At 59.3% G+C, this 22,550-nt stretch carries 23 protein-coding genes; 8 read left to right on the top strand and 15 right to left on the bottom strand.

The annotated features are described in order from the left end of the window. The first annotated feature begins 28 nt into the window (after nucleotides 1-28). Both Q0O19_RS01855 and Q0O19_RS01860 read left to right on the top strand, forming a co-directional pair. Entirely contained in the window at nucleotides 29-523 is a 495-nt protein-coding gene (locus Q0O19_RS01855; RefSeq protein WP_295519584.1) for a TRAP transporter small permease, read from the top strand. A gap of 43 nt (nucleotides 524-566) precedes the next feature. Next, complete coding sequence (locus Q0O19_RS01860; protein ID WP_295519586.1) at nucleotides 567-1,886, top strand: TRAP transporter large permease subunit; 1,320 nt, start codon at nucleotides 567-569, stop codon at nucleotides 1,884-1,886. Here Q0O19_RS01860 and Q0O19_RS01865 read toward each other — a convergent pair. From Q0O19_RS01865 to dusB, 4 genes are read right to left on the bottom strand one after another with little or no spacing between them, the layout of a single operon-like run. Next, entirely contained in the window at nucleotides 1,883-3,127 is a 1,245-nt protein-coding gene (locus Q0O19_RS01865) for a DEAD/DEAH box helicase (protein WP_295519588.1), read from the bottom strand. The genes Q0O19_RS01860 and Q0O19_RS01865 overlap by 4 nt on opposite strands. Before the next feature lie 10 nt (nucleotides 3,128-3,137). Then, nucleotides 3,138-4,739 carry a bifunctional phosphoribosylaminoimidazolecarboxamide formyltransferase/IMP cyclohydrolase gene (gene purH / locus Q0O19_RS01870; RefSeq protein ID WP_295519590.1) on the bottom strand — a complete coding sequence of 534 codons (1,602 nt, stop codon included), beginning with the start codon at nucleotides 4,737-4,739 and terminating at the stop codon, nucleotides 3,138-3,140. A 20-nt stretch (nucleotides 4,740-4,759) separates the two neighbouring features. Beyond that, nucleotides 4,760-4,999: a Fis family transcriptional regulator gene (locus Q0O19_RS01875; protein WP_295519592.1), complete on the bottom strand. Its 240-nt coding sequence runs from the start codon at nucleotides 4,997-4,999 to the stop codon at nucleotides 4,760-4,762. Beyond that, nucleotides 4,996-6,027 carry a tRNA dihydrouridine synthase DusB gene (gene dusB, locus Q0O19_RS01880; protein ID WP_295519593.1) on the bottom strand — a complete coding sequence of 344 codons (1,032 nt, stop codon included), beginning with the start codon at nucleotides 6,025-6,027 and terminating at the stop codon, nucleotides 4,996-4,998. The genes Q0O19_RS01875 and dusB overlap by 4 nt, the downstream gene beginning before the upstream one ends. 164 nt (nucleotides 6,028-6,191) lie before the next feature. On the opposite strand from dusB, the gene Q0O19_RS01885 reads away from it, so the two are divergent. Continuing rightward, nucleotides 6,192-6,665, top strand: a complete 474-nt coding sequence (locus Q0O19_RS01885) for a YqaA family protein (RefSeq protein ID WP_295519594.1) — start codon at nucleotides 6,192-6,194, stop codon at nucleotides 6,663-6,665. Here Q0O19_RS01885 and Q0O19_RS01890 read toward each other — a convergent pair. From Q0O19_RS01890 to Q0O19_RS01920, 7 genes are all read right to left on the bottom strand, one after another. Further along, nucleotides 6,662-7,669, bottom strand: coding sequence for a D-2-hydroxyacid dehydrogenase (locus Q0O19_RS01890; RefSeq protein WP_295519595.1), 1,008 nt, complete (start codon nucleotides 7,667-7,669; stop codon nucleotides 6,662-6,664). The two genes, Q0O19_RS01885 and Q0O19_RS01890, sit on opposite strands and share 4 nt — an antisense overlap. Before the next feature lie 24 nt (nucleotides 7,670-7,693). Then, nucleotides 7,694-8,620 carry a tripartite tricarboxylate transporter substrate binding protein gene (locus tag Q0O19_RS01895; RefSeq protein ID WP_295519648.1) on the bottom strand — a complete coding sequence of 309 codons (927 nt, stop codon included), beginning with the start codon at nucleotides 8,618-8,620 and terminating at the stop codon, nucleotides 7,694-7,696. Nucleotides 8,621-8,703: 83 nt separating this feature from the next. Further along, nucleotides 8,704-9,492, bottom strand: a complete 789-nt coding sequence (locus tag Q0O19_RS01900; RefSeq protein ID WP_295519596.1) for a class II aldolase/adducin family protein — start codon at nucleotides 9,490-9,492, stop codon at nucleotides 8,704-8,706. Between the two features lie 15 nt (nucleotides 9,493-9,507). Beyond that, on the bottom strand, nucleotides 9,508-10,479 hold the full coding sequence (locus Q0O19_RS01905) for a tripartite tricarboxylate transporter substrate binding protein (protein ID WP_295519597.1): 972 nt from the start codon (nucleotides 10,477-10,479) through the stop codon (nucleotides 9,508-9,510). A 35-nt stretch (nucleotides 10,480-10,514) separates the two neighbouring features. Then, nucleotides 10,515-11,498, bottom strand: coding sequence for a zinc-binding dehydrogenase (locus Q0O19_RS01910; protein ID WP_295519598.1), 984 nt, complete (start codon nucleotides 11,496-11,498; stop codon nucleotides 10,515-10,517). 7 nt (nucleotides 11,499-11,505) lie between these two features. Next, nucleotides 11,506-12,315 (bottom strand): enoyl-CoA hydratase, encoded by an 810-nt coding sequence (locus tag Q0O19_RS01915; RefSeq protein WP_295519599.1) that lies wholly within the window; start codon nucleotides 12,313-12,315, stop codon nucleotides 11,506-11,508. Further along, entirely contained in the window at nucleotides 12,316-13,506 is a 1,191-nt protein-coding gene (locus Q0O19_RS01920; RefSeq protein WP_295519600.1) for a CaiB/BaiF CoA-transferase family protein, read from the bottom strand. It abuts the gene before it with no gap. A gap of 213 nt (nucleotides 13,507-13,719) precedes the next feature. On the opposite strand from Q0O19_RS01920, the gene Q0O19_RS01925 reads away from it, so the two are divergent. Continuing rightward, nucleotides 13,720-14,400, top strand: a complete 681-nt coding sequence (locus Q0O19_RS01925; protein WP_295519601.1) for an FCD domain-containing protein — start codon at nucleotides 13,720-13,722, stop codon at nucleotides 14,398-14,400. Nucleotides 14,401-14,481: 81 nt separating this feature from the next. On the opposite strand, the gene ychF is transcribed toward Q0O19_RS01925, so the two are convergent. Further along, complete coding sequence (gene ychF, locus Q0O19_RS01930; RefSeq protein ID WP_295519602.1) at nucleotides 14,482-15,573, bottom strand: redox-regulated ATPase YchF; 1,092 nt, start codon at nucleotides 15,571-15,573, stop codon at nucleotides 14,482-14,484. A gap of 121 nt (nucleotides 15,574-15,694) precedes the next feature. Here ychF and Q0O19_RS01935 point away from each other — a divergent pair, with 121 nt between their 5' ends. Genes Q0O19_RS01935 through Q0O19_RS01950 form a run of 4 tightly spaced genes read left to right on the top strand, consistent with a single transcriptional unit; the run spans nucleotide 15,695 to nucleotide 19,850 of the window. Further along, nucleotides 15,695-16,873 (top strand): FAD-dependent monooxygenase, encoded by a 1,179-nt coding sequence (locus tag Q0O19_RS01935; RefSeq protein ID WP_295519603.1) that lies wholly within the window; start codon nucleotides 15,695-15,697, stop codon nucleotides 16,871-16,873. A gap of 38 nt (nucleotides 16,874-16,911) precedes the next feature. Further along, the gene (locus Q0O19_RS01940) at nucleotides 16,912-17,625 is read left to right on the top strand and encodes a DsbC family protein (RefSeq protein ID WP_295519604.1); all 714 of its coding nucleotides are present in this window, start codon (nucleotides 16,912-16,914) and stop codon (nucleotides 17,623-17,625) included. Beyond that, nucleotides 17,625-18,080: a DUF3429 domain-containing protein gene (locus tag Q0O19_RS01945; RefSeq protein WP_295519605.1), complete on the top strand. Its 456-nt coding sequence runs from the start codon at nucleotides 17,625-17,627 to the stop codon at nucleotides 18,078-18,080. Before Q0O19_RS01940 ends, Q0O19_RS01945 begins: the two co-directional genes overlap by 1 nt. A gap of 12 nt (nucleotides 18,081-18,092) precedes the next feature. Further along, on the top strand, nucleotides 18,093-19,850 hold the full coding sequence (locus Q0O19_RS01950) for a peptidase M61 (protein WP_295519606.1): 1,758 nt from the start codon (nucleotides 18,093-18,095) through the stop codon (nucleotides 19,848-19,850). Here the strand turns inward: Q0O19_RS01950 and paaK are convergent. Genes paaK through Q0O19_RS01965 form a run of 3 tightly spaced genes read right to left on the bottom strand, consistent with a single transcriptional unit; the run spans nucleotide 19,847 to nucleotide 22,446 of the window. Then, nucleotides 19,847-21,151 (bottom strand): phenylacetate--CoA ligase PaaK, encoded by a 1,305-nt coding sequence (gene paaK, locus Q0O19_RS01955; protein WP_295519607.1) that lies wholly within the window; start codon nucleotides 21,149-21,151, stop codon nucleotides 19,847-19,849. The two genes, Q0O19_RS01950 and paaK, sit on opposite strands and share 4 nt — an antisense overlap. A gap of 60 nt (nucleotides 21,152-21,211) precedes the next feature. Continuing rightward, nucleotides 21,212-21,643: a hydroxyphenylacetyl-CoA thioesterase PaaI gene (paaI, locus tag Q0O19_RS01960; RefSeq protein WP_295519608.1), complete on the bottom strand. Its 432-nt coding sequence runs from the start codon at nucleotides 21,641-21,643 to the stop codon at nucleotides 21,212-21,214. After that, complete coding sequence (locus Q0O19_RS01965) at nucleotides 21,643-22,446, bottom strand: enoyl-CoA hydratase-related protein (RefSeq protein ID WP_295519609.1); 804 nt, start codon at nucleotides 22,444-22,446, stop codon at nucleotides 21,643-21,645. The genes paaI and Q0O19_RS01965 overlap by 1 nt, the downstream gene beginning before the upstream one ends. Nucleotides 22,447-22,550 lie beyond the last annotated feature (104 nt).

The raw sequence follows: 22,550 nt of genomic DNA on the forward strand, positions 1-22,550 counted from the left end.
GGCAATGTCGGAACGGTTTGGTCGGTGGATGTCCTCACTGGCCCTGTTCGGCTGCCTGCTGCTGCTGGCCATGATGCTCATCATCGTGGCCGATGTGGCGCTGCGCAATTTGGCCATCCCAGGCTTGCCACTGGGCTTGTCCTGGAGCAACGAGGTGTCCGAACTCATGCTCTACCTGATCACCATGTGTGTGGCCCCCTGGCTGCTGCGCCAAGGCCAGCACATCCGGGTGGACATCTTGTTGCAAGCCATTCCCCCTCGCTTCGCCTGGGCGCTGGAGTGGGTGGGTGATGTGCTGGGCTTGCTGTGCTGCCTGGTGCTGGCCTGGTACGGCACACAAGCCACCTGGGCCAGTTACGCGGCAGGGTCTCTGAGCATCAAGACCTTGGTCACCCCCGAGTGGTGGTCACTGGCGCCTTTGCCGGTGGTGTTTGTGCTGCTGTCCATCGAGATGGTGTTTCGCATGCACCGCCTGCTGCATGCCGAGCGCGGTCCGCGTCAGGATGCTGTGAGCGCCGCTTGAATCTGTTCCAAATGTTTTTATTTTTCTCGTCTGGAGTCTGCACATGAGCAGTTGGCCAATCGCAGCCTGGTTGATGCTGGGCGGCTCCACCTTGCTGCTGTTCATGGGCATGCCCGTGGCCCTCACGTTTTTGGGGGTCAACATCATCGGGGCCGTGCTTTACATGGGTGGCGAGCCTGGTTTGGTGCAGTTGGTGCGCAACAGCGTGAGTTCGGTCACGGCCTTTGCGCTCACGCCCATCCCCCTCTTTGTGCTGATGGGCGAAATTTTGTTCCACACCGGTTTGGCCGTGAGGGTGATCGACGGGGTGGAGCGTTTGATCGTTCGGGTGCCTGGGCGCTTGGCGGTGGTCGCGGTGGTGGCGGGCACGGTGTTTTCAGCCATCTCGGGCTCCACCATTGCCACCACGGCCATGCTGGGCGCCCTGATGCTGCCTGTGATGCTGGCACGCGGCTACCAGCCCACCATGGCCACAGGTCCGATCATGGCCATCGGCGCGGTGGACATGCTGATTCCACCTTCGGCCCTGACCGTTTTGCTGGGTTCGCTCTCGGGCATATCGATTTCAAAGCTGCTTTTAGGCGGCGTTGTTCCTGGATTGCTGCTGTCCGTGGCGTTTGTGGCCTGGATCATTGTGCGGGTGCGCATCAGTCCCCACCTGGCACCCACCGACACCGAGGCCGTTCAGCACCAAGGCTGGGACCGCTGGCAACCGCTGTGTGCCTACGTCTTGCCCACCTTATCGATTTTTGGTGTGGTGGTGGGGGCACTCGCAGCGGGTTGGGCCACGCCCACCGAGTGCGCGGCGCTTGGAGCGTTTGCCACCATGCTGCTGGCCGCGCTTTACCGCGCCCTGCGCTGGGAAGCGGTGCTCAAGGCCCTCAAGGGCACGGCGGGCATTTCTGGCATGATTTTGTTCATCATTTTGGGAGCCACCACCTTTGCGCAGATTTTGTCTTTTTCGGGTGCCAGCTCTGGTTTGGTACAACTCATCACTGATCAAGGGTTGTCTGCCAACCAGATCCTGCTTGGCATGATGGTCTTTCTGATTTTTCTGGGCATTTTTGTCGACCAGGTCAGCATGATGATGATCACCCTGCCCATCTTCATGCCCATCGTGAATGCCCTGGGCATCGACCCCGTATGGTTTGGTGTGCTGTTCCTCATCTGCATGCAAATGGGTCTGCTCTTGCCGCCCCATGGCTTGCTGCTCATGACCATGCGTGGCGTGGCCCCGCCCTCGGTCACCATGACGCACATTTTCTTGGCGGTCACGCCTTATTTGGCGATGAGCGTGTTGCTGCTGGTGGCTGTCTTCTTGGTGCCCGGCATCGCCACCTGGTTGCCGGGCTGGATGGCTTAAGGTCCATCGTTTGCAGCCGCTGCCCTCAACTTGTCCTTCTTGCTCAGCCGTGAACCCTTGATGCCGCCGTTGCCGGGCGACGGTGGTGGCGGGGTTTCGGTGGGCTCAAAGCCCGACACTTGCTCCAAGGGCAGCACCAGGCTTTCGCGTTTCTGAATCAGCTGCCAATGCGCCAATGCGGCGGCGGTCACAAAACTCAGCGCGTCGCCATGCGCCCCTGCCCTGCCCGTGCGACCGATGCGGTGGGTGTAGTCGGTGGCCGAGCGCGGCAAGTCGTAGTTCACCACCACGGGCAACATGGCGATGTCAATGCCGCGTGAGGCCAGGTCGGTGGTGACCAACACGTCCCAGCGGCCGGCCTTGAATTCGCTCAACACCTCTTGCCTCGCGCCCTGGCTCATCTCGCCGTGAAAAGGCGTGGCAAACACACCTGCTTTGTACAGCTTGCCCGCCACATGCTCACACGCATAGCGCGTGGCCACAAACACCAGCACTTGTTTCCAGCCGTTTTCAGTGATCAGGTGGCGCAGCAAGGCTGTACGGCTTTTCTCGTCCACGGCAATGGCGCGTTGGGTGATATCGGGCTTGTGGCCTTCAAAGGCTTCCACGGTGATGCGCACCGGCTCGCGCAGCAACTTGGCGGCCAGTGCTTGAACTTCGGGGGCGAAGGTGGCCGAGAACAACAAGGTTTGGCGCTTCGAGGGCAAAAGGGCCAGCACGCGCTGCAGTTCCTCGGCAAAGCCCAGATCCAGCAGGCGGTCGGCTTCGTCCAGCACCAGGTGTTGCACATCGGCCAGGCGTAAAGCGTTTTGGTCCACCAGGTCAAGCAAACGCCCTGGCGTGGCCACCACGATGTCGGCGCCGCCGCGCAGCGCCATCATTTGCGGGTTGACCGAGACGCCGCCAAACACGGTGTTCACCTTCAATGACTGCGGCAGTTTGTAGGCCAGATGGGCCAACACATCGCCCACTTGCACCGCCAGCTCGCGCGTGGGCACCAGCACCAAGGTGCGTATGGGACGACGGAAATTGGTCTGACGCGGTGCGGCCAGTAAATGCTGCAAAAGCGGCAAAGCAAAGGCGAGTGTCTTGCCCGAACCGGTGGGCGCAGTGGCCCAGACATCGGTGGACTTCAGGACGGCCGGAATCGCCTCGGCCTGGATGGGGGTGGGGGCATACAAGCCCATGTCACCCACAGCGCGCAAGAGCGCCGGAGCCAGTCCCAGTTGTTCAAAGTTCAAAACAATCCTATCAATGGCGGAAGTGGCGCACGCCGGTAAACACCATCGCCACGCCATGCTCGTTGGCAGCGTCAATGACTTCTTGGTCGCGCATCGAGCCACCGGGCTGGGCCACGCAGGTGGCGCCCGCATCTACCACCACGTCGAGGCCGTCGCGGAAGGGGAAGAAGGCGTCGCTGGCGACCACGGTGTTTTGCAGGCTGAGTTGGGCAGCTTCGGCCTTGATGCTGGCGATGCGGGCAGAATCCAAGCGGCTCATTTGGCCTGCGCCCACACCCATGGTCATGCCGTTTTTACAGAACACGATGGCGTTGGATTTGACAAACTTGGCCACTTTCCAGGCGAACAACAAATCGTTGAGTTCTTCAGGGGTGGGCTGTTTGAAGGTGACGATTTTCAAATCGGCCAAAGCCAACTCGTGGTTGTCCGCGCTTTGCAACAGCAGACCTGAGCCCACGCGTTTGGTTTCCAAGGCGTTGCGCACATCGCTGTAATGGGCAGGCAGCGCGATTTTCATCAAGCGCACGTTGACTTTGCTCTTGAACACTTCGAGGGCTTCGGCGCTGAAGTCGGGGGCCATCAGCACCTCGACGAATTGCTTGCTCACAGCTTCAGCCGCGGCTTTGTCCACGGGTCGGTTGAAGGCGATGATGCCGCCAAACGCGCTGGTGGGGTCGGTCTGGAAGGCTTTGCTGTAGGCCTCGAGCGGGTTGGCACCCACGGCCACACCGCAAGGGTTGGCGTGTTTGACGATGACACAGGCAGCGGTGTCAAAACTCTTGACACATTCCCAAGCCGCGTCCGCATCGGCGATGTTGTTGTAGCTGAGTTCTTTGCCTTGCAGTTGCACGCCTGTGGCCAAAGAGCCGGCGGCAGGGGCCAGATCGCTGTACCAAGCCGCTTGCTGGTGGCTGTTTTCACCATAGCGCAGGTCTTGCACCTTCACGTACTGCTCGTTGAACTGGCCGCTGAATTGGGCGCGCTCGGGCACGTAGGTTTCGCTCAGCTTCTCGGCTTCGAAGTTCACGCTGGAGAGGTAGTTGCTGATCGCGCCGTCGTATTGGCTGATGCGGTTGAACGCCGCCACAGCCAAAGCGAAACGCAGTGGGTCGCTCAGTTTGCATTGGCCTTGAGCGTGTGATGCCTTCAATTCGGCCATCACGTCTGCGTATTGGCTGGCGTCGGTGACGATGCCCACGTCTTTCCAGTTCTTGGCGGCGGAGCGCACCATGGCAGGGCCACCAATGTCGATGTTTTCAATCGCATCGGCCAGCGTGCAACCGGGCTTGGCCACGGAGGCTTCAAAGGGGTAGAGGTTGACAATGAGCAAGTCAATGGTATCGATGTGGTGCGCTTTCAAAGCCGCCATGTGTTCGGGCGTGTCGCGTCGCGCCAGCAGGCCACCGTGCACTTTGGGGTGCAAGGTTTTCACACGGCCGTCGAGCATTTCGGGGAAACCGGTGACCTCGGCCACTTCGGTCACGGGCAAACCTTGTTCGGCCAAGAGTTTGGCGGTACCGCCAGTAGAGATCAAGCCCACGCCCAGGGCGTGCAGTGCTTTGGCCAGGTCAACGATGCCGGTTTTGTCAAAGACGGAAATGAGGGCTCTCATGGACATACTTTCTTCAAAATTCATTTCAGCAAATCGTGCTCAAGCAACTTTTTGCGCAAGGTGTTGCGGTTCAGCCCCAGCCATTCGGCCGCACGTGACTGGTTTTGACCCGACTGGATCATCACCACCTCGAGCAAGGGCTTTTCGACCAGCTTGACCAGCATGTCGTACATGTCCGTCGGCTCGGTGCCGTCCAGGTCACGGAAATAGGTTTCCAGGTTGTCGCGGATGCAGTTTTCTATCGATTGAGGTTCGCTCATTGCAGTGTCTCCCATACCGTCTGCGCACGCTGCGCGGGCAAGCGGTCCATCTGACTGGCCAATTCGTCCAGGTAATGGGCCACCGCGGCCAGTTGCAGCGGGGCCGTGTCCAACGTGTTCATGTGTTCACGAAATGCATCGCCACCCGGCAGGTCACGCACATACCAGCCGATATGCTTGCGGGCCGAGCGCACGCCGGTGTATTCGCCGTACAAACCATAGTGGTCTTGCAGGTGCTCGAGCAGGGCACGGCGCACCTCGGCCACCAAGGGCGGGGCCAGGTGTTCGCCCGTGGCCAAGAAGTGGCCAATTTCCCGAAAGATCCAAGGGCTGCCTTGTGCAGCGCGGCCGATCATGACCGCATCGGCCTTGGTGAACATGAGCACGTCACGGGCTTTTTCAGGCGAGTCGATGTCGCCATTGGCCACCACAGGAATACGCAATGCGGCTTTCACGGAGGCGACAGTGTTGTATTCGGCCAAGCCTCTGTAACCCTGCTCGCGGGTGCGACCATGCACAGTGACCATCTGAACCCCTGCGGCTTCAGCGGCGCGGGCCAGACTCAGGGCATTCTTTTCGCTGTCACACCAGCCCGTGCGCATTTTCAATGTGACGGGCACACCATGGGGCAAAGCCGCCTCGACCACCGCGCTGATGATCTGAAGCGCCAGCGGTTCGTCTTGCATCAGGGCCGAGCCGGCCCATTTGTTGCAAACTTTTTTGGCGGGGCAACCCATGTTGATGTCGATGATCTGCGCACCCCGATCGATGTTGTAGCGCGTGGCGTCGGCCATCATCTGCGGCTCGGTGCCCGCGATCTGCACCGCGATAGGACCGGGTTCACCCTCATGGTTGGCGCGGCGCGAAGTTTTGAGCGAAGCCCACAAATCAGGGCGAGAGGTCACCATTTCGCTCACCGCATAGCCCGCACCAAACTGCCTGCACAATTGGCGAAACGGCCGATCGGTCACCCCCGCCATAGGGGCAGCAAACAAATTGTTCGGCAATGGGTGAGGGCCAATCTGCATGACTGGGAGGCGGGTATTTCAGGGGGTTTGCGGTTGGAGAGGAGAGATTGTAGTTGCTTAATATTTCAGCACCTGACACGGGAATGTGCTAAGAAATGGCAGCGCAGGTCGTCGGCGACCGCGTGCCACATGACAAGCGCTAAACTGCTTGGATGGACCTCTGGATGGATCAATGGCTGCAATGGTTGGCGTTGCCTCAACATGGCTTGAGCACCGTGTTTGTGGTGGCCTTCATATCGGCCACCTTGCTGCCCATGGGTTCAGAGCCGGTGCTGTTTGGCCTGGTCAAACTCAACCCCGACTTGTTTTGGCCAGCGATCTTGGTGGCGACGGCGGGCAACACCTTGGGCGGCATGTTCAGTTGGTGGATGGGCTGGGGAACACACCAGGCCGTCAACCGCCTGCGGCCCTCCAGCTCTGACAAGCAAGCCCTGAAATGGCTTGAAAAGCTGGGGCCCAAAGCTTGCCTGCTGTCTTGGCTGCCCGTGGTGGGCGACCCGATTTGCGCGCTGGCAGGTTGGCTCCACATGCCGTTTTGGCACTGCAGCATTTACATGGCCATTGGCAAATTTTTACGCTACCTGATCATGACCGCTGCACTGCTCTGGGTTTTTCCTGCGCAATGGCCACTGGCTTAAGCCGCTCCATGTGTCAACGCATCCGGGCCTGCCCAGTGCCGGAGGTTGTCTAAAAACATCTGGCCCACGCGTTGCTCATTGCCGTCAGAATGCCCAGCCGCGTGCGGCGTCACCATCACCTGAGGCATTGCCCACAAGGCCGAATCCACTGGCAAAGGCTCGTGGGTGAAGACATCCAAAAACGCACCGCCCAAGTGACCGCTTTGCAAGGCAGCGACCAAAGCAGGCTCATCGACCACTTCACCCCGCGCCACATTGATCAGGTGCGCGCCTTGTGGCAACAAGGACAAAGCATGCGCATTGACCAATTGCCGCGTTTTGTGCGTCAAAGGACACGCCAAGACCAACCAGTCGGTTTGAGGCAAGACCTGGTGCCAATCCGCAAAAGTCACCATCGCCACACGCGCCTGCGCTTGGTCGGGCTTGGTGTCCAACTGCTGCCGTACCGCCACCACATGCATCCCCAAGGCCTGCAGCAAACTGCCCAGCTTCTGACCAATGGGCCCCCAACCCACGATGGTGGCCGTCTGGCCGGGCAAATCCCGAGGCATGCGTTCGCCCAACATCGGACGCCACTGCCTGGCTTGCTGCTCGGCCCACAACAGGGGGAATCGGCGGGCCAGTGCCAAGATGCCCGCCAACGCGACACTGGCGACCACTTGGGCGTTGGCCCCAGATGAGGTGAGCACTTTGACACCTCTGGCCTGAAGGTCCAGGTAAATTTGGCGATCCGCACCCGCCGAATGGATGTGCACCCATTGCAAGCCAGACGACATCCTCAGCAATTCATAGACTTTCTGCAAAGCCGGGTGGATTTCGTGTTTGGTCGAAGCACCCGTGACCTCTCGCGAGATGAAGGCCACATCGGCATCGGTGCGTTGCGTGGCCACCGCTTCTTCCAATGAAATCAGCTGATACGGACGCTGGCCCATCAAAGCCGAGACCGCTGCCCCCAAACGGTCAATGGACTGCTGGGACATGAGGATGCGCACTGTCGAGGTCATGAATAGGACGTGGCCAGATGGCAATCACTCGGCTTTGGCACCCGATTCACGGACAATCACGCGCCACTTGTCATGCTCGCGCTGAACAAATTGTCCAAACTGTGCCGGCGTCCCCCCCGCCGGGTCTGCGCCCTGCGCCACCATTTGCTGCTCAATGGCCGGCACTTGCAAAATGTCATTGACGGCTTTGTTCACCAAGGTGATCACCGCATCTGGCGTGCCCTTGGGGGCAAAAAACCCAAACCACGAACCGGCTTCAAATTGTGGGAATCCTTTTTCCACCACAGTGGGCACATCGGGCATGGAACGTGAACGCTTGAGTGAACTGACCGCGATCGGCTTGAGTTTGCCCGCTGTGATGTGGGGCATGACCGATGGGATCGTGGCAAACATGAACTGGATGCGGCCCGCCAACAGGTCTTTCAGTGCATCGGCACCCTTGTAGGGAATGTGCGTCGCCTCAAACCCCACCCGTTTGGACAGCATGAAGCTGGACAAATGGGACGAAGTGCCAATGCCGGTCGATCCGTAGTTGAGCTTGCCAGGATTGGCCTTGGCGTAGGCGACCAGCTCCTCCATGGTGTTGGCTGGCACCGAAGGGTGAATGACCAACACATTGGGAACATCCGCGATCTGGACAATGGGCACCAGATCGGTCAGAGGGTTGTAGGGCAACTTGCCGTACAAGGTGGGGTTGACGGCAATGGGTCCCACAGAATTGACGATCAAGGTGTACCCATCAGGCGCAGAGCGGACCACCAACTCGGTGCCCAAATTGCCACCCGCGCCGGGCTTGTTGTCGATGACAAAAGGCTGCTTGAGTTTTTCGGACAACTGCTGGGTGACGGTGCGCGCCAAGATGTCGGTGGTGCCGCCGGCCGTGAAGGCCACCACCACTTTGACTGGTTTTTGGGGATAAGCCTGCGCCTGCGCCCAAGACGGCACCGTCATGGCCAAGGCAGAGAGGGTGGCGGCAAGCCAAAAAGATGGAGACGTCATGCGGAACTTTCGATGGAGGTCAAGGGGCAATGGGTTCAGGTTTTGTAACTGGGGTCCATGCGATCGAGTTTGCGCAGCAAGGCCGGCCACTCCATCAAGCCATAGGGTCTGCGGGTACTGGGTTGGTAGTTGTTCCAGGTTTCTTCCAGCACATCAGAGGCCAATTGGACGAAAGGTGCATTGCAAGCCATGGCCGCGAGTTGGGAGCGGCATGCCAACTCCAAGCGGTGCATCCAATTGAAGGCCTCACCCACGCTGCGGCCCACTGTCATGGCTCCGTGGTTGCGCAAAATAAGGGCTTCGCCCTGCCCCAAATCTTGAACCAATGACGCCTGCTCGGCCAGATCGAGCACCACCCCTTGGTAGTCGTGGTAGCCGATTTTCAAAAATCGCATGGCTGTTTGTGTCAGTGGCAGCAGGCCGCACTCAAGAGCAGACACCGCCATGGAGGCCCAACTGTGCGTGTGGATGACGCAATCGACTTCGGCTCGGGCAGCGTGCACAGCACTGTGGATCACATAGCCGGCCTTGTTGATGCCGTAATTCAAATCACCAAAATCGGGCTTGGACAGGATGTTCCCTTCGTGGTCGATCTTGATCAGGCTCGACGCCGTGATCTCCTCGTACATCATGCCGTAGGCGTTGATGAGAAAAGCGCCGTCTTCGCCAGGCACACGAGAGGAGATGTGGTTGGCCATCATGTCCGACATGCCATAGTGGTCCACCAAGCGATAGCAGGCCGCCAAATTGACACGCGCTTGCCACTCTGCAGGGGTGCAACGGGACTGCATCGATTCGATTTTTAACATTCCGTTTTCAGACATGGCAGCTCCATCGGGTCAGTCGAGTTTGACACCGGCGCTCTTGACAAGGTTCACCCAGAATTTGGCGTCTTCGTCCAAAAAAGTGGCAAATTGATCCGGCGAGGCGGATACGGACACATCGGTTCCTTCTCGCGCCAAAGCCGCTTTCACAGACGGCTGCGCCATGGCCGTTTGGGTGGCATCAAAAATCTTTTTGATCACAGCAGGCGGTGTGCCCACCGGTACAAACAAACCATACCAAAATTCAATCGCATATTCGGGCAGTTTGGCCTCTTGCATGCCCGGCAGACCGGGAACCAAGGGCGTGCTGTTTTTGGTGCTGACGGCCAAGCCTTTCAAGCGAGCGGCCTGGATCATAGGCAAGACCGAAGGGGGGGTACCGAAGGTCACTTGGGTGTCCCCGGCAATCACCGACTGAATGGCCGGCGCACCCCCGCGAAACGGGATGTGCACCATGTCCACACCAGTCAATTGGATGAACAAAGCCGCGCCCAAATGGGGGGCAGAGCCGTTGCCCGAGGTGGCGTAATTGATTTTTCCAGGCGCCTGTTTCGCACGCGAAATCAGGTCTTGCACCGAGTTGATGCCGATGTTGGGATTGACCGCAATCACCAAGGGCGATGCGGTGACTTTGGTGATCGGCACCAAATCTTTGGGGGTGTAGGTCAGCTTGGGGTTGAGCGCCGGATTGACCGAGATGCTGCTGGGGCTGGCCAACAACACGCTGTAACCATCCGGTGCCGCCTTGGCCACGTTTTCAGCGGCGATGCTGGAGCCGGCACCGGCCCTGTTCTCGACAATGACGGTTTGACCCAAGGACTTGCCCATGGCATCGCTGATGGCACGGGCCACATAGTCGGCCGCCCCGCCTGGCGCAAAGCCCACCACCAGCCGAATGGGTTTGTTCGGATAAGCCGTACCCTGGGCGTGCGCACCCCAAGTCAGGCATGAAATGAGCAAGGCGGACATCAGATTTCTTTTGTTCATGGTGTTGTCTCCAATTTGAAAGTTTTCAGGAAATTTCAATCCCGCTTGGCGATGCGCAGCACGATCTTACCGGTGTGCTGGTTGCTTTCCATGCGGGCCTTGGCTTGGGCCAATTGCTCAAATTCAAACACTTGATCCAACAGGGGCTGGATGCGGCCATCGGCAAAGGCGGGCAGTATTTGCGCCGTGAATTGGGCTATGCCATCGGCTCGCTGGGCGGGTGTGCGGTTTTTGTTGGACACGCCAAAAAGACACAGCCGCTTGGCGTGCAGGGCTTCCAGGTCAATGGTGGCACTCAACGTGTTGTCGACATAGCCCACAAAACCCAGACGGCCCTGAAAAGCCATGCAGCGCATGCTCTCGGAAAAAACACTTCCGCCGACGGTGTTGACCACCAGGTTGGCCCCTTTTTGATCCGTCGCTTGCAACACCGCTTGGTGAAAATCAGGCGCACGGGTGCACAAGCCCACATCCAAGCCCAGCGGTTTCAATGGGTCCAGCTTGGCCTGCGAGCCCGAGGTGCCAATCACCTTGGCCCCCAAGACCTTGGCCATTTGCAAACTGGCCACCCCCACCCCCGAAGACACCCCGTTGATCAAAAGCCATTGATCGGCTTGCAAGTGACCTTGCAACACCAGAAGGTCGTAGGTCACCAAAAAAGTCAGCGGAATGGCGGCCGCTTGTTCCAAGCTCAAGTTGTCTGGCACGCGCATGATTTCGCGCACATCCATCAAGGCGTATTCGGCAAAAGCACCAGGGCATCTGCCCATCACCCGATCGCCCAGCTGCCAAGCACCGGTGTCGCTGCCCAGCTGAGCGATCTGCCCGGCCCCTTCCATGCCTGCGGGCTTGCTGCCCCCTTTGCCGAGCAGGCCATGGCCCACAATCAACTCGCCCCGATTCAGGGCAGCGGCGTGCAGCTTGACCAACACCTGGCCTGCGCCGGGCATGGGCAAGTCCACCTCGCGCAGGTCCATGGTGCCCAGACCCTCGTTGATGTTCATCCAATACGATTTCATGAGGACTTCATTCGCCTTTGAAGACGGGTTGGCGTTTTTCCATGAAGGCCTTGCGGCCTTCGGCATAGTCGGCACTGTCAAAACAGCCGCGAATGAGCTGGGTGCACACCTCCATGTCCAGCTCGGTCGAGGGTTTGAGGATTTCCCGGGTGATGGCCTTGGCCGCCTGAATGGTCAAGGGCGCGTTGGCAGCCAAGGCGCTGGTGTATTCCGCCAGCAAATCGGGCAAGGCCTCGGGCGCACAGACCCGCGTGACCAACCCCAAGCTTTGTGCTTCTTGAGCATGGATTTTTCGTGCCGTGAAAAACAGGTCTTTGGCCGCACCAGGGCCGATCAGGTCGACCAGGTTTTTCATGGCCGAATAACGGTAACCCAGGCCCAGACGGGCGGCAGGGACCGAGAACACCGCATCGCTGGCCGCAATGCGCATGTCACAGCTGATGGCCACGTTGACGCCACCACCGATGCAAAAGCCCCGGATGCAGGCCAGCGTGGGCTTGGAAAAATTGTAAATCCCCATGAGCGCCGTCTCGGCCATGTGCTCGTAGCGCGTGACGGCCTCGCGTGCGGCGCGCATGTCTTCAAATTGCGAAATATCGGCACCCGAAACAAAGGCTTTCTCGCCTGCACCCGAGAACACCACCAAGCGAACACGGGGGTCGTGTTCGGCCTGATTCAGCAGCACGGGCACAGCCTCCCACATGTCCACCGAGAGCGCGTTGTGCCGCACCACATTGTTGAATTGGACAAAGAGCGTACTGCCCTCCAGCCAGGTGTTGACCCGTTCGGTGGGCGAGGTGTAGACCACATCAGACATTCAGAACACTCCTTTGGATTTGAGTTGTTGGAGCGACTGGGCATCCAGCCCCAATTCGCCCAAAATTTCTTCGCTGTGCTCGCCGCGGCGCGGCGCGGCGCGGGCAATGGTGCTGGGGGTGCGCTCCAGCTGCATGGGCTGTCCCACCAAGCGCTGCCTGCCTTGGTGCACCGACTCCACTTGTTTCACCATTTTCAGGTGCTGAATTTGCGGCTCATTGAACACCTCATCCATGCTGTTGATGAGGCCGCAGGCGACGCCACCGTCGTTGAGTCGTTCGATCCAATAGGCCCGGTCACGGTGGGCCAAACGCTCGTTGATCTCGGCGTTCAACGCGTCGCGGTGAACAGAACGGCTGGGCTTGTCGCGGTAACGGGGGTCGGTGACCCATTGCGGTGCTTCCAGGATGTCGCAAAACCGCTCCCAGATCTTGGAGCCAAACACCGCGATGTTCATGTAACCGTCACGCGCCTTGTAGACCCCAGTGGGGATGCTGGTGGGGTGAAAGTTACCCGCCTGCTTCGCCACCTCTTCGTCGATCAGCCAGCGCGAGGTCTGGAAATCCATCATGTAAACCATGGACTCGAGCAGCGAGGTGTGCAGCCACTGGCCTTGTCCTGATTTTTCACGCTCCAGCAAGGCCACCAAAATGCCTTGCGCTGCAAAAATGCCCGCACACAAATCGGCAATCGGAATGCCCACGCGCATGGGGCCTTGCTCGGCCATGCCGGTGACCGACATCAGCCCGCCCATGCCCTGCGCAATCTGGTCAAAGCCCGGCCGACTGGCCAAAGGACCGGTTTGGCCAAAACCCGAAATGCTGGCATAGACCAGACCGGGGTTGTCGTGTTTCAAGCTGTCGTAGTCAATGCCCAAACGGAATTTCACGTCGGGGCGAAAGTTTTCGACGACCACATCGGCCTTGGCAATCAATTGTTTGAGCAACGCAATGCCCTCGGGCTCTTTCAGGTTGAGTGTGATCGAGCGCTTGTTGCGGTGGGTGTATTGGTAGTCAGAGCCTTCTTGCCCGCCCAGCGTGTCGTCCCCACGCATGTGCTCGGGCATTTGCACCTGCACCACATCGGCACCCCAGTCGGCCAACTGGCGGCAGGCGGTGGGGCCAGCACGCACTTGGGTCAAGTCGATCACCCGAAAACGAGACAGCGCTTCAGAAGCGGGTTGGTGTGGCATGGGGAAAATCCTGGCTAAATGAGCGCGACTTGCACAAACACTGGCAGATTGGCAACGGTTGGTGATCTGTCCAGTGTGGACGGGAGCCATAAAAGTGTCAACAATTTCCAATAATTGTTGACACATTGGCGACGTATTGGGACTGATTTCGGCGATCTTCAGGTAGGATGACTTCATGATTAATGAGGCCCTTTCCCAGCGACCACGCCAGCCATGAACGCAGCCCGAGAAAAGCCCGAGCAGGGTTTGCCCGTTTTTGTGGCAGACCAACTCAAGCAACTGATTTTCAGCGGTGAACTCAAGCCTGGTGATCGCCTGAACGAAGCGGCCTTGGCGCTGCGCATGGGCACCAGCCGAGGCCCGGTGCGAGAAGCGATCCGCATGCTGACGGGTTGGGGACTGGTCAGGGCGGTTCTCAATCGAGGGGTGTTTGTGCGCCAAATATCGGTGCGTGAAATGCTCGAGCTGTACGACCTGCGCGCCTTGGTGTTTGGTTTTGCCGCAGAACGCGCCACCGACCACTTGGGCGAGAGCCACAAAGCCCAGTTTGAGCAACTGCTTGACAGCATGGACATGGCCTGCGAGACCGAGAACGCCAATCTCTATTACGAGCTGAACCTGAAATTCCATACGCTGGTGCTGTTGTTGGCCAACAACCAGCGGGCCCAAGCCGCCTATGACGATTACATCAAGGAAATGCACCTCTTCAGGCGAGCGTATTTCAATGCGCCGGGCAATATGCGCCAGTCCAACGCCGAACACCGCACTTTGTATGAAGCCATCGCCAAAGGTGCCAAGGCCAAAGCCAAATCAACGGCAGAACGCCATGTGCTCAAAGGCCGAGAACGGCTTTTGAGCAACATGAACAACGAAAACCACCTCTCCGGTCTTTGAGGCCAATGGGTGTGCGCTGCACATGAAAAAACCGCTCTGTTGAGCGGTTTTTTCTTGGGGCAGAGGGCCAATGCGCGGTCTTCAAGAGCTGAACAAAAAGTTCATCACGTCACCATCTTTCACAACATAGTCCTTGCCTTCAGCGCGCATCTTGCCCGCGTCCTTGGCGCCTTGCTCACCCTTGAAGGTGATGAAGTCGTCAAACGCAATGGTCTGGGCGCGGATGTAGCCTTTTTCAAAGTCGGTGTGGATCACGCCAGCCGCTTGGGGACCGGTGTCGCCCACATGAATGGTCCAGGCGCGCACCTCTTTCACGCCAGCGGTGAAATAGGTTTGCAAACCCAGCAAGGTGTAAGCCGATCGGATCAGGCGGTTCAAGCCGGGCTCGTCCTGGCCCAATTCCTTCAAAAACTCCAGCCGGTCAGCATCCTCCATCTCGGACAATTCGGCTTCAATCTTGGCGCAAATGGCCACCACGGGGGCGTTTTGCTTGGCAGCAAACGCCTTCAAGCGGTCCAGGAAAGGGTTGTTCTCAAAGCCGTCTTCCGACACGTTGGCCACAAACATGGCGGGCTTGGCCGTGATGAAGAAGAACTGTTTGAGTTCGACACGTTCTTCTTTGCTGAAGTCGATGGTGCGCACCGGCTGGGTGTCGTTCAGGGCGGTCTGGCATTTCTCCAAAATCGCCATTTGCTTGACGGCTTCCTTGTCGCCAGAACGGGCAATCTTGCTCACGCGGTGAATGGCTTTTTCGACAGCGGCCAAATCGGCCAGGCACAACTCGGTCTGGATCACCTCGATGTCGGCAATCGGGTCCACCTTGTTGGCCACGTGGATCACGTTGTCGTCTTCAAAACAGCGCACCACGTTGACGATGGCGTCGGTTTCTCGGATGTGGGCCAAAAACTTGTTGCCCAGGCCTTCACCCGTGCTGGCCCCTGCCACCAAACCTGCAATATCCACAAATTCGACAATGGCAGGCACGATGCGCTCTGGCGTGATGATGTCGGCCAATTGCTGCAGGCGCGGGTCGGGCACCTCGACCACGCCAGTGTTGGGTTCGATCGTGCAAAAGGGGTAATTTTCCGCAGCAATACCGGCTTTGGTCAGGGCGTTGAAAAGGGTGGACTTGCCCACATTGGGCAAACCCACAATGCCACATTTGAGGCTCATGGAAGACTTTCGGTGATTCGGAAGGTAACCAGCGATTTTAACGGCTGGCCCACCCAGCCCTGGCGCCACCCCAAAGTCCTCTGCCACCGGGCGAGATGGCCGGCCTCCTTACAATGCCCCCATGGCATCTCAACACGATATCTGCATCCGTGGCGCTGGCATTGTGGGCCGGACCTTGGCCCTTTTGTTGGCCCGCGAAAGGTTCAAGGTGGCTCTGGTCGATTCGCCCTCCACGCCGGGCGTCGATGTGCGCGCCTACTCGCTCAACGGCGAGGCCATGGCCCTGCTGCAAGACCTCCGTTGCTGGCCCGACCGTCCCGCTGTCACGCCGGTGCACCAGATGCAGATTTGGGGTGACCACGGCGGCCATTTGAAATTCGATGCCCGCGAACAGGGCGTGGGCGAGCTCAATTGGATGGTGGACGTTCCGGTGCTCCAATCCCTTTTGGCACAAGCCGTGCAATTTCAGCCGCAAATTGAGGTGGTGCAAGCGCCGGTCGCCGTACCGCTCACCGTGGTGTGCGAAGGCCGTGCCAGCCAGACTCGCACCGAGCTGGGCGTGCATTTCGAGATCACGCATTACGAACAACACGCGGTGGCCACCCGCCTGCAGTGCGAACGCCCACACGAGGGCATGGCAAGGCAATGGTTTGGCTGGAGCCAGGCACCAGGATTGACCAAGCCCCAGGCCGAAGTGTTGGCCTTGCTCCCTTTGGGCGGTGAAGGCGGACGGGAAGTCGCGCTGGTTTGGTCGGTGCACCCGCTTCGGGCTCAAGCGCTTGTCGATATGCCTGCTCAAGCGTTTGTCGACGAGTTAGCACAAGCCTGCGGCCAAGCTTTGGGCCCCATGCAGCTGTCGGCAGATCGGTCGGTTTGGCCACTTCAACTGGCACGTGCCAAAGGCTGGACTGGGCCCATGCCTGGCGTAAACAAACAGTCGTTCGCCTTGGCCGGGGACGCTGCGCACACGTTGCACCCTCTGGCAGGCCAGGGCCTGAACGTGGGCTTGGCCGATGTGGCCGAACTGGTGAAAGTGATCCGGGCCAAAGAGTTTTGGCGGCCCCTGCACGACCTCAAACTGCTGCGCCGTTACGAGCGGGCCCGTCAAACCGATGTGCAGGCCATGGGCTTGGTGACCGATGGCCTGCAGCGCCTGTTTGCCCAGCCCGGCCCTGTGTGGCAAAACTTGCGCAACTGGGGCATGCGCGGCTTTGACCGCAGCGGCCCCTTGAAACACTGGATGACGCAGCGCGCCATGGGTGAAAGTGCCAATCGCCCTTCTGCCAAAAACCACAGCTGATCCCTACTGACACAACTTTGAACCCGAAAGCGCCCCCGATGAAGCCTGCACTCTCCAAAATGGCCCTGATGGTGGCCATCACATTGTCTTGGGGTGCCCTGATGGCACAAGAGGCCACCATCCGGAAAAACCTGAGCGAACGCCTGAGCAATTTACCCAAAATCGACGAAATCAGCAAAACGCCCATGAATGGCCTGTACGAAGTCCGCATGGGCAACGAGGTGATGTACAGCGATGCCGAAGGCAACTTTTTGATCCAAGGCTCGCTGATTGACGTCAAACAAAAACGCAATCTGACCGAAGAGCGCATCGACAAGCTCTCGTCCATCCCCTTCGACCAACTGCCTCTGAAAACCGCCTTCACCCAGGTGCGTGGCAACGGCAAGCGCAAGCTGGCCGTGTTTGCCGACCCCAATTGCGGCTATTGCAAAAGGTTTGAAAAAGACCTGCAAAAACTGGACAACGTGACCATTTACCACTTTCTTTACCCCATCTTGGGCGAAGACTCGAAAACGAAATCCAAAAATATTTGGTGCGCCAAAGACAAGGCCAAAGTCTGGAACGACTGGATGATCCATGGCACGACACCGGCTACGGCCAACTGCGACGCAACGGCTGTAGACACCATCGTGGCTTTTGGCCAAAAAATGCGCATCACCGGCACGCCGATGATCTTGTTCGCCGATGGCACCCGCGTACCCGGCGCTGTCTCCATGGCCCAAGTCGAAAAAATGCTGGCTGAAATCAAATGATGAACACCCCCCAAGCCGAAGACCCCACCTGGCACCTGATCCGTCGCCTGGGCTATGCCGGTCTGATCCCGTTTGTGTTTTTTGCGCTGTGCCTTTGGCTGGTGGGCCCGGACTTGCACCCCTATGTGGCGCTGTCGATGCAGGGCTACGGCGCAGTGATCGTGTCGTTTTTGGGCGGTATCCATTGGGGTGTGGGTTTTCGCAATGCCTTGGTCACGCCCAGCGCACCGCGCATCCACTTCACCTGGGGTGTGGTCCCGTCCTTGCTGGCCTGGGTGGGCGTGATGATGCCGGCCTTCGCAGGCTTACCGCTCTTGGGCTTTGTGTTGATCGGCTGCTATGTGATGGACCGCCGAACCTGGCCCGCAGCGGGCCTGGCCCCCTGGTTGCACATGCGTTTGCAACTGACCACCGTGGCCAGCCTGAGCTGCTTTTTGGCGGCTGGCGCCACCTGACCCACCACACCCATGACCACCCTCCACTACCGCATTGAAGCCAGTGACCTGCATGCGCACCTGTTCCAGGTCACCCTGACGGTTGCTCAACCGGCCGCAGAGCAAACCGTGTCCTTGCCCGTTTGGATTCCGGGCAGCTATCTGGTGCGTGAGTTTTCCAAAAACCTGCAAAACCTGCGTGCCCAACAAGGCCGACGCAAGGTCAACCTGACACAGCGTGACAAATGCACCTGGGTCATGGTCTGCAAGAGAGGCGAAGCTCTGGTCTTGAGCTACCAGGTCTACGCCTTCGACAACTCGGTGCGCACCGCATGGCTGGACAGCCAGCGCGGTTTTTTCAATGGCACCAGCCTGTGCTTGCGGGTGCACGGGCAAGAACAGCTGCCTCATCAATTGCAATTGCCCCCGGTGAAAGGCCATGCCGACTGGCAGGTCGCCACAAGCTTGCAACCGGTCAAAACCGACCCAAAAGGCTTCGGCCTTTACCAAGCGAGCGACTACGACGAATTGGTGGATTGCCCGGTGGAATTGGGCACGTTCTGGTCAGGCAGCTTCACGGCCTGCGGCATTCCCCACCGATTTGTGGCGGCGGGTGCCTTGCCCTCGTTTGACGGCAAACGCCTGTTGGCCGACACGCAAAAAATATGCGAGGCAGCAATCCGCTTTTGGCACGGCAAGGGTCCCCAGGCGGGAAAGAAAGCCCCACACAGACATTATCTTTTCATGCTCAACGCCGTGCACGACGGCTACGGCGGGTTGGAGCACCGCAACAGCACCGCCTTGATTTGCAACCGCGCCGACTTACCGCGGCAAACCAGCCCACGCACGGGCGAAGGCTACACCACGCTGCTGGGCCTGATCAGCCACGAATACTTCCACACCTGGAACGTCAAGCAACTGCGCCCCGATGCGTTTGCGCGCTACGACTACACCCAGGAAAACTACACGCAGCTGCTCTGGTTTTTTGAGGGTTTCACCAGTTACTACGACGATTTGCTGCTGCGCCGTGCAGAACTGATCAACGACGCCACTTACCTCAAGCTGCTGGGCAAAACCATCGCCCAAGTCCAGCAAACCCCGGGCCGCCATGTGCAAAGCGTGGCGCAAGCCAGCTTGGATGCTTGGGTGAAGTACTACCGACAAGATGAAAACACCGTCAACGCCACAGTGAGTTACTACACCAAGGGCTCACTGGTGGCGCTGTGTCTGGATCTGAAGTTGCGCCAGGAACACCATTCGCTGGACGCTGTGATGCGTGGTCTCTGGAAGCGCTGTCAAGCGGGGCCGGTGCTTGAGCAAGACCTGTTGGACGAGCTCCAAGCCCTGACCGGCCGCAACTGGCAAACCGAAATTCACGACTGGGTGCACAGCACGCATGACCTGCCCCTGCGCGAATTGCTGTCCGGGCAAGGCGTCAAGATCAGCGCCGAAATCGCCACCATGTCCCAACGTTTGGGCCTGCGCGTGAGCGAAGCCGGGAGCATTGTGCAGATCAGAGGCGTGTTGCGGGGCAGCGCCGCCGAAGCAGCAGGACTGGCGGCAGGCGACGAATGGCTGGGGCTGGAGGTGGGTGCCAAAGGCCAAGGCGGCAGCTGGCGACTGGGCAAACTGGACGATTTGCCCGCCCTGCTGGGCCAAGAGCACAAGCTCACGGCACTGGTTTCACGCGACAAACGGTTGTTGCGCCTGCCGCTCCAAGTGCCTGCGCAGGCCAGCGGCTGGACATTGGCGATGCCTGCTGACCGGAAAAAGGGATGGCCTGCGGCTTAATGCTGCCCGCGCAAGTCGACCACGCGTTTGGCCTTGCCTTGGCTACGCTCCACGCCACCCTCCCCCTTGAGCTCGATCGCCACGCTCGAGCCGATGTAGACCTTGATCTCGTGCTGCAGCATTTTGGCCGCAGCGCAGGCTTCGGTGCTGTCGGGTGACACGCCGGGCTTGGTCTCGACCAGCACCCTCAGATCGTCCATCGGTCCGTCACGGGTGAGCACGCACTGGTAGTGCGGGGCCAGTTCGATGCGCTTCAAGATCAGTTCTTCAATCTGGCTGGGAAACACGTTCACGCCGCGAATGATCATCATGTCGTCGCTGCGGCCGGTGATCTTTTCCATGCGGCGCATGGTGCGCGCGGTGCCGGGTAAAAGGCGCGTCAGGTCGCGCGTGCGGTAGCGGATGATGGGCAGCGCTTCTTTGGTGAGGCTGGTGAAGACCAACTCCCCCATCTCGCCGTCGGCCACGGATTCGCCTGTTTCGGGGTGGATGATTTCGGGGTAAAAATGGTCTTCCCAGATGGTCGGGCCGTCTTTGGTCTCGATGCACTCACTGGCCACACCTGGGCCCATCACTTCAGACAGGCCATAAATGTCCACCGCATCAATGGCCATGCGCTTTTCAATCGCGGTGCGCATGTCGTTCGTCCAGGGCTCGGCCCCGAAAATGCCGATGCGCAGCGAACTGGTCTGGGGGTCGATGCCTTGCCGCTCGAACTCATCGGCAATGGCCAGCATGTAGCTGGGGGTGACCATGATGATGTTGGACTTGAAATCCTGGATCAACTGAACCTGGCGTTCGGTCTGGCCACCGCCAAAGGGCACGACCGTGAGGCCGAGTTTTTCGGCGCCATAGTGCGCGCCCATGCCCCCCGTGAACAGGCCATAGCCATAGCTCACATGGACCATGTCCCCCGGTTTGGCACCACCAGCGCGGATGCTGCGGGCGACCACGGTTGACCAGGTGTCGATGTCTTTCAAGGTGTAAGCCACCACCGTGGGCTTACCCGTGGTGCCACTCGAGGCATGAATGCGGGCGCAGTTTTCGCGCGGCACGGCCAACATGCCAAAGGGATAACTGTCACGCAGATCCGACTTGGTGGTGAAAGGGAACTTGGCGATATCGGCCAGCGTTTTGCAATCACTCGGGTGCACACCTGCCGCGTCGAACTTGGCGCGGTACACCGGCGAATGGGCATAAGCGTGCTGCAAGGTCTGCTGCAGACGCTTGAGCTGCAGGCTGCGCAACTCGTCGATGCTGGCCTTTTCAATCGGCTCCAGGGGGAAAGCTTTGGGGCTCATTCAACACTCCACTTGATCAGCGAAAGACGGCGCTGGACACCCGACTTCCAATTGATGGGTTTATTGCGGGACCACAGTGCCCGCGATCTGGGCGCTCTTGCCACGGAACATCGCGATCACCTCGCCGTTTTGGTTGGTGACTTTCATGTCGTAAATGCCGTGGCGTCCGCTCAGGGTCTGCTCCCTGCCTTCGCAGGTCAACACGTCGCCCAGCTTGCCGGGCTTCAAAAACTCAATGCTGCAGCCCGCCGCCACCGCGTTCTTGTTGTAGCTGTTGCAGGCGAAGGCAAAGGTCGAGTCGGCCAGGGTGAAGATGAAGCCGCCGTGGCAGATTTGATGCCCGTTCAGATGCAGTGCTTTGATCTCCATGCGGATCACAGCGCGGCCAGGCTCGCAGGCCAGCAGTTCCATGCCCATGGTGTCCTTGGAAGCCACGTCCACCGCGAACATGGTCTCGCCCACCAACTGGGCCAGTGCTTTGGGGTCGCTCATCACTCGCCTTTGAATTGAGCCGGACGCTTTTCAAGGAAGGCTTGCACCCCCTCAAAGTAATCGTGTGTGCGGCCCAAGTCTGACTGGGTGTCCCGCTCAGCATCCAACTGCTGGGACAGCGTGCGGGTGGTGGCCGATTGCAGCAGGGCGCGAGTAGCCACCAAGGCCTTGGTGGGCATTTGTGCCAAGCGCTCGGCCATCGCCAAACTGGCCGCCAATGCGTCGTCAGCCACCTCCCAAATCATGCCCCACTCCTTGGCTTTTTCAGCTGTGAGTTTGTCGCCTGTCATGGCCAGCGCCATGGCGCGGGCCAGGCCCAAGCGCTCGACCAGCAGCCAACTCCCCCCCGCGTCGGGAATCAAGCCGATCTTGCTGAAGGCCTGAATGAAACTGGCACCTGGCGCGGCAACCACGATGTCACACGCCATGGCCATTGAAGCGCCCGCACCTGCGGCCACACCATTGACGGCGGCGATGGTGGGCATGCGCAGCGATTGCAAACGGCGTGTGCTCGGGTTGAAGGCCTGCTCGATGATGGGGCCAGGATCGGCCCGTTGGACACGATCGGGGCCGGGCGTGAAATCAAAGTCCGACAAATCAGCACCTGCGCAAAAACCACGACCAGCACCCGTGATCACGGCGGCGCGCACAAGAGGATTGGCTTCGGCCTTGTCCAAGGCCGCCCACAGGTCCTTGTGCATCTGGCGCGTGAAACTGTTGAGCGCTGCGGGCCGGTTGAAGGTGATCACGGCAACAGCACCGCGCTCTTCGTACAGCACAGTGGGCATCGCAGATTCGGTCATGGCATTTCTCCTTAGCTGGTGAATTTACCATTAACCGACCGATCGGTTGGCTAATGTTTTCCCCTAGTGGGCCACTTTTTTGAGCCCTGGACTGCGCTTTGTTT

Source organism: Limnohabitans sp. Rim8 (assembly GCF_945869175.1).
GTDB lineage: Bacteria > Pseudomonadota > Gammaproteobacteria > Burkholderiales > Burkholderiaceae_C > Limnohabitans_A.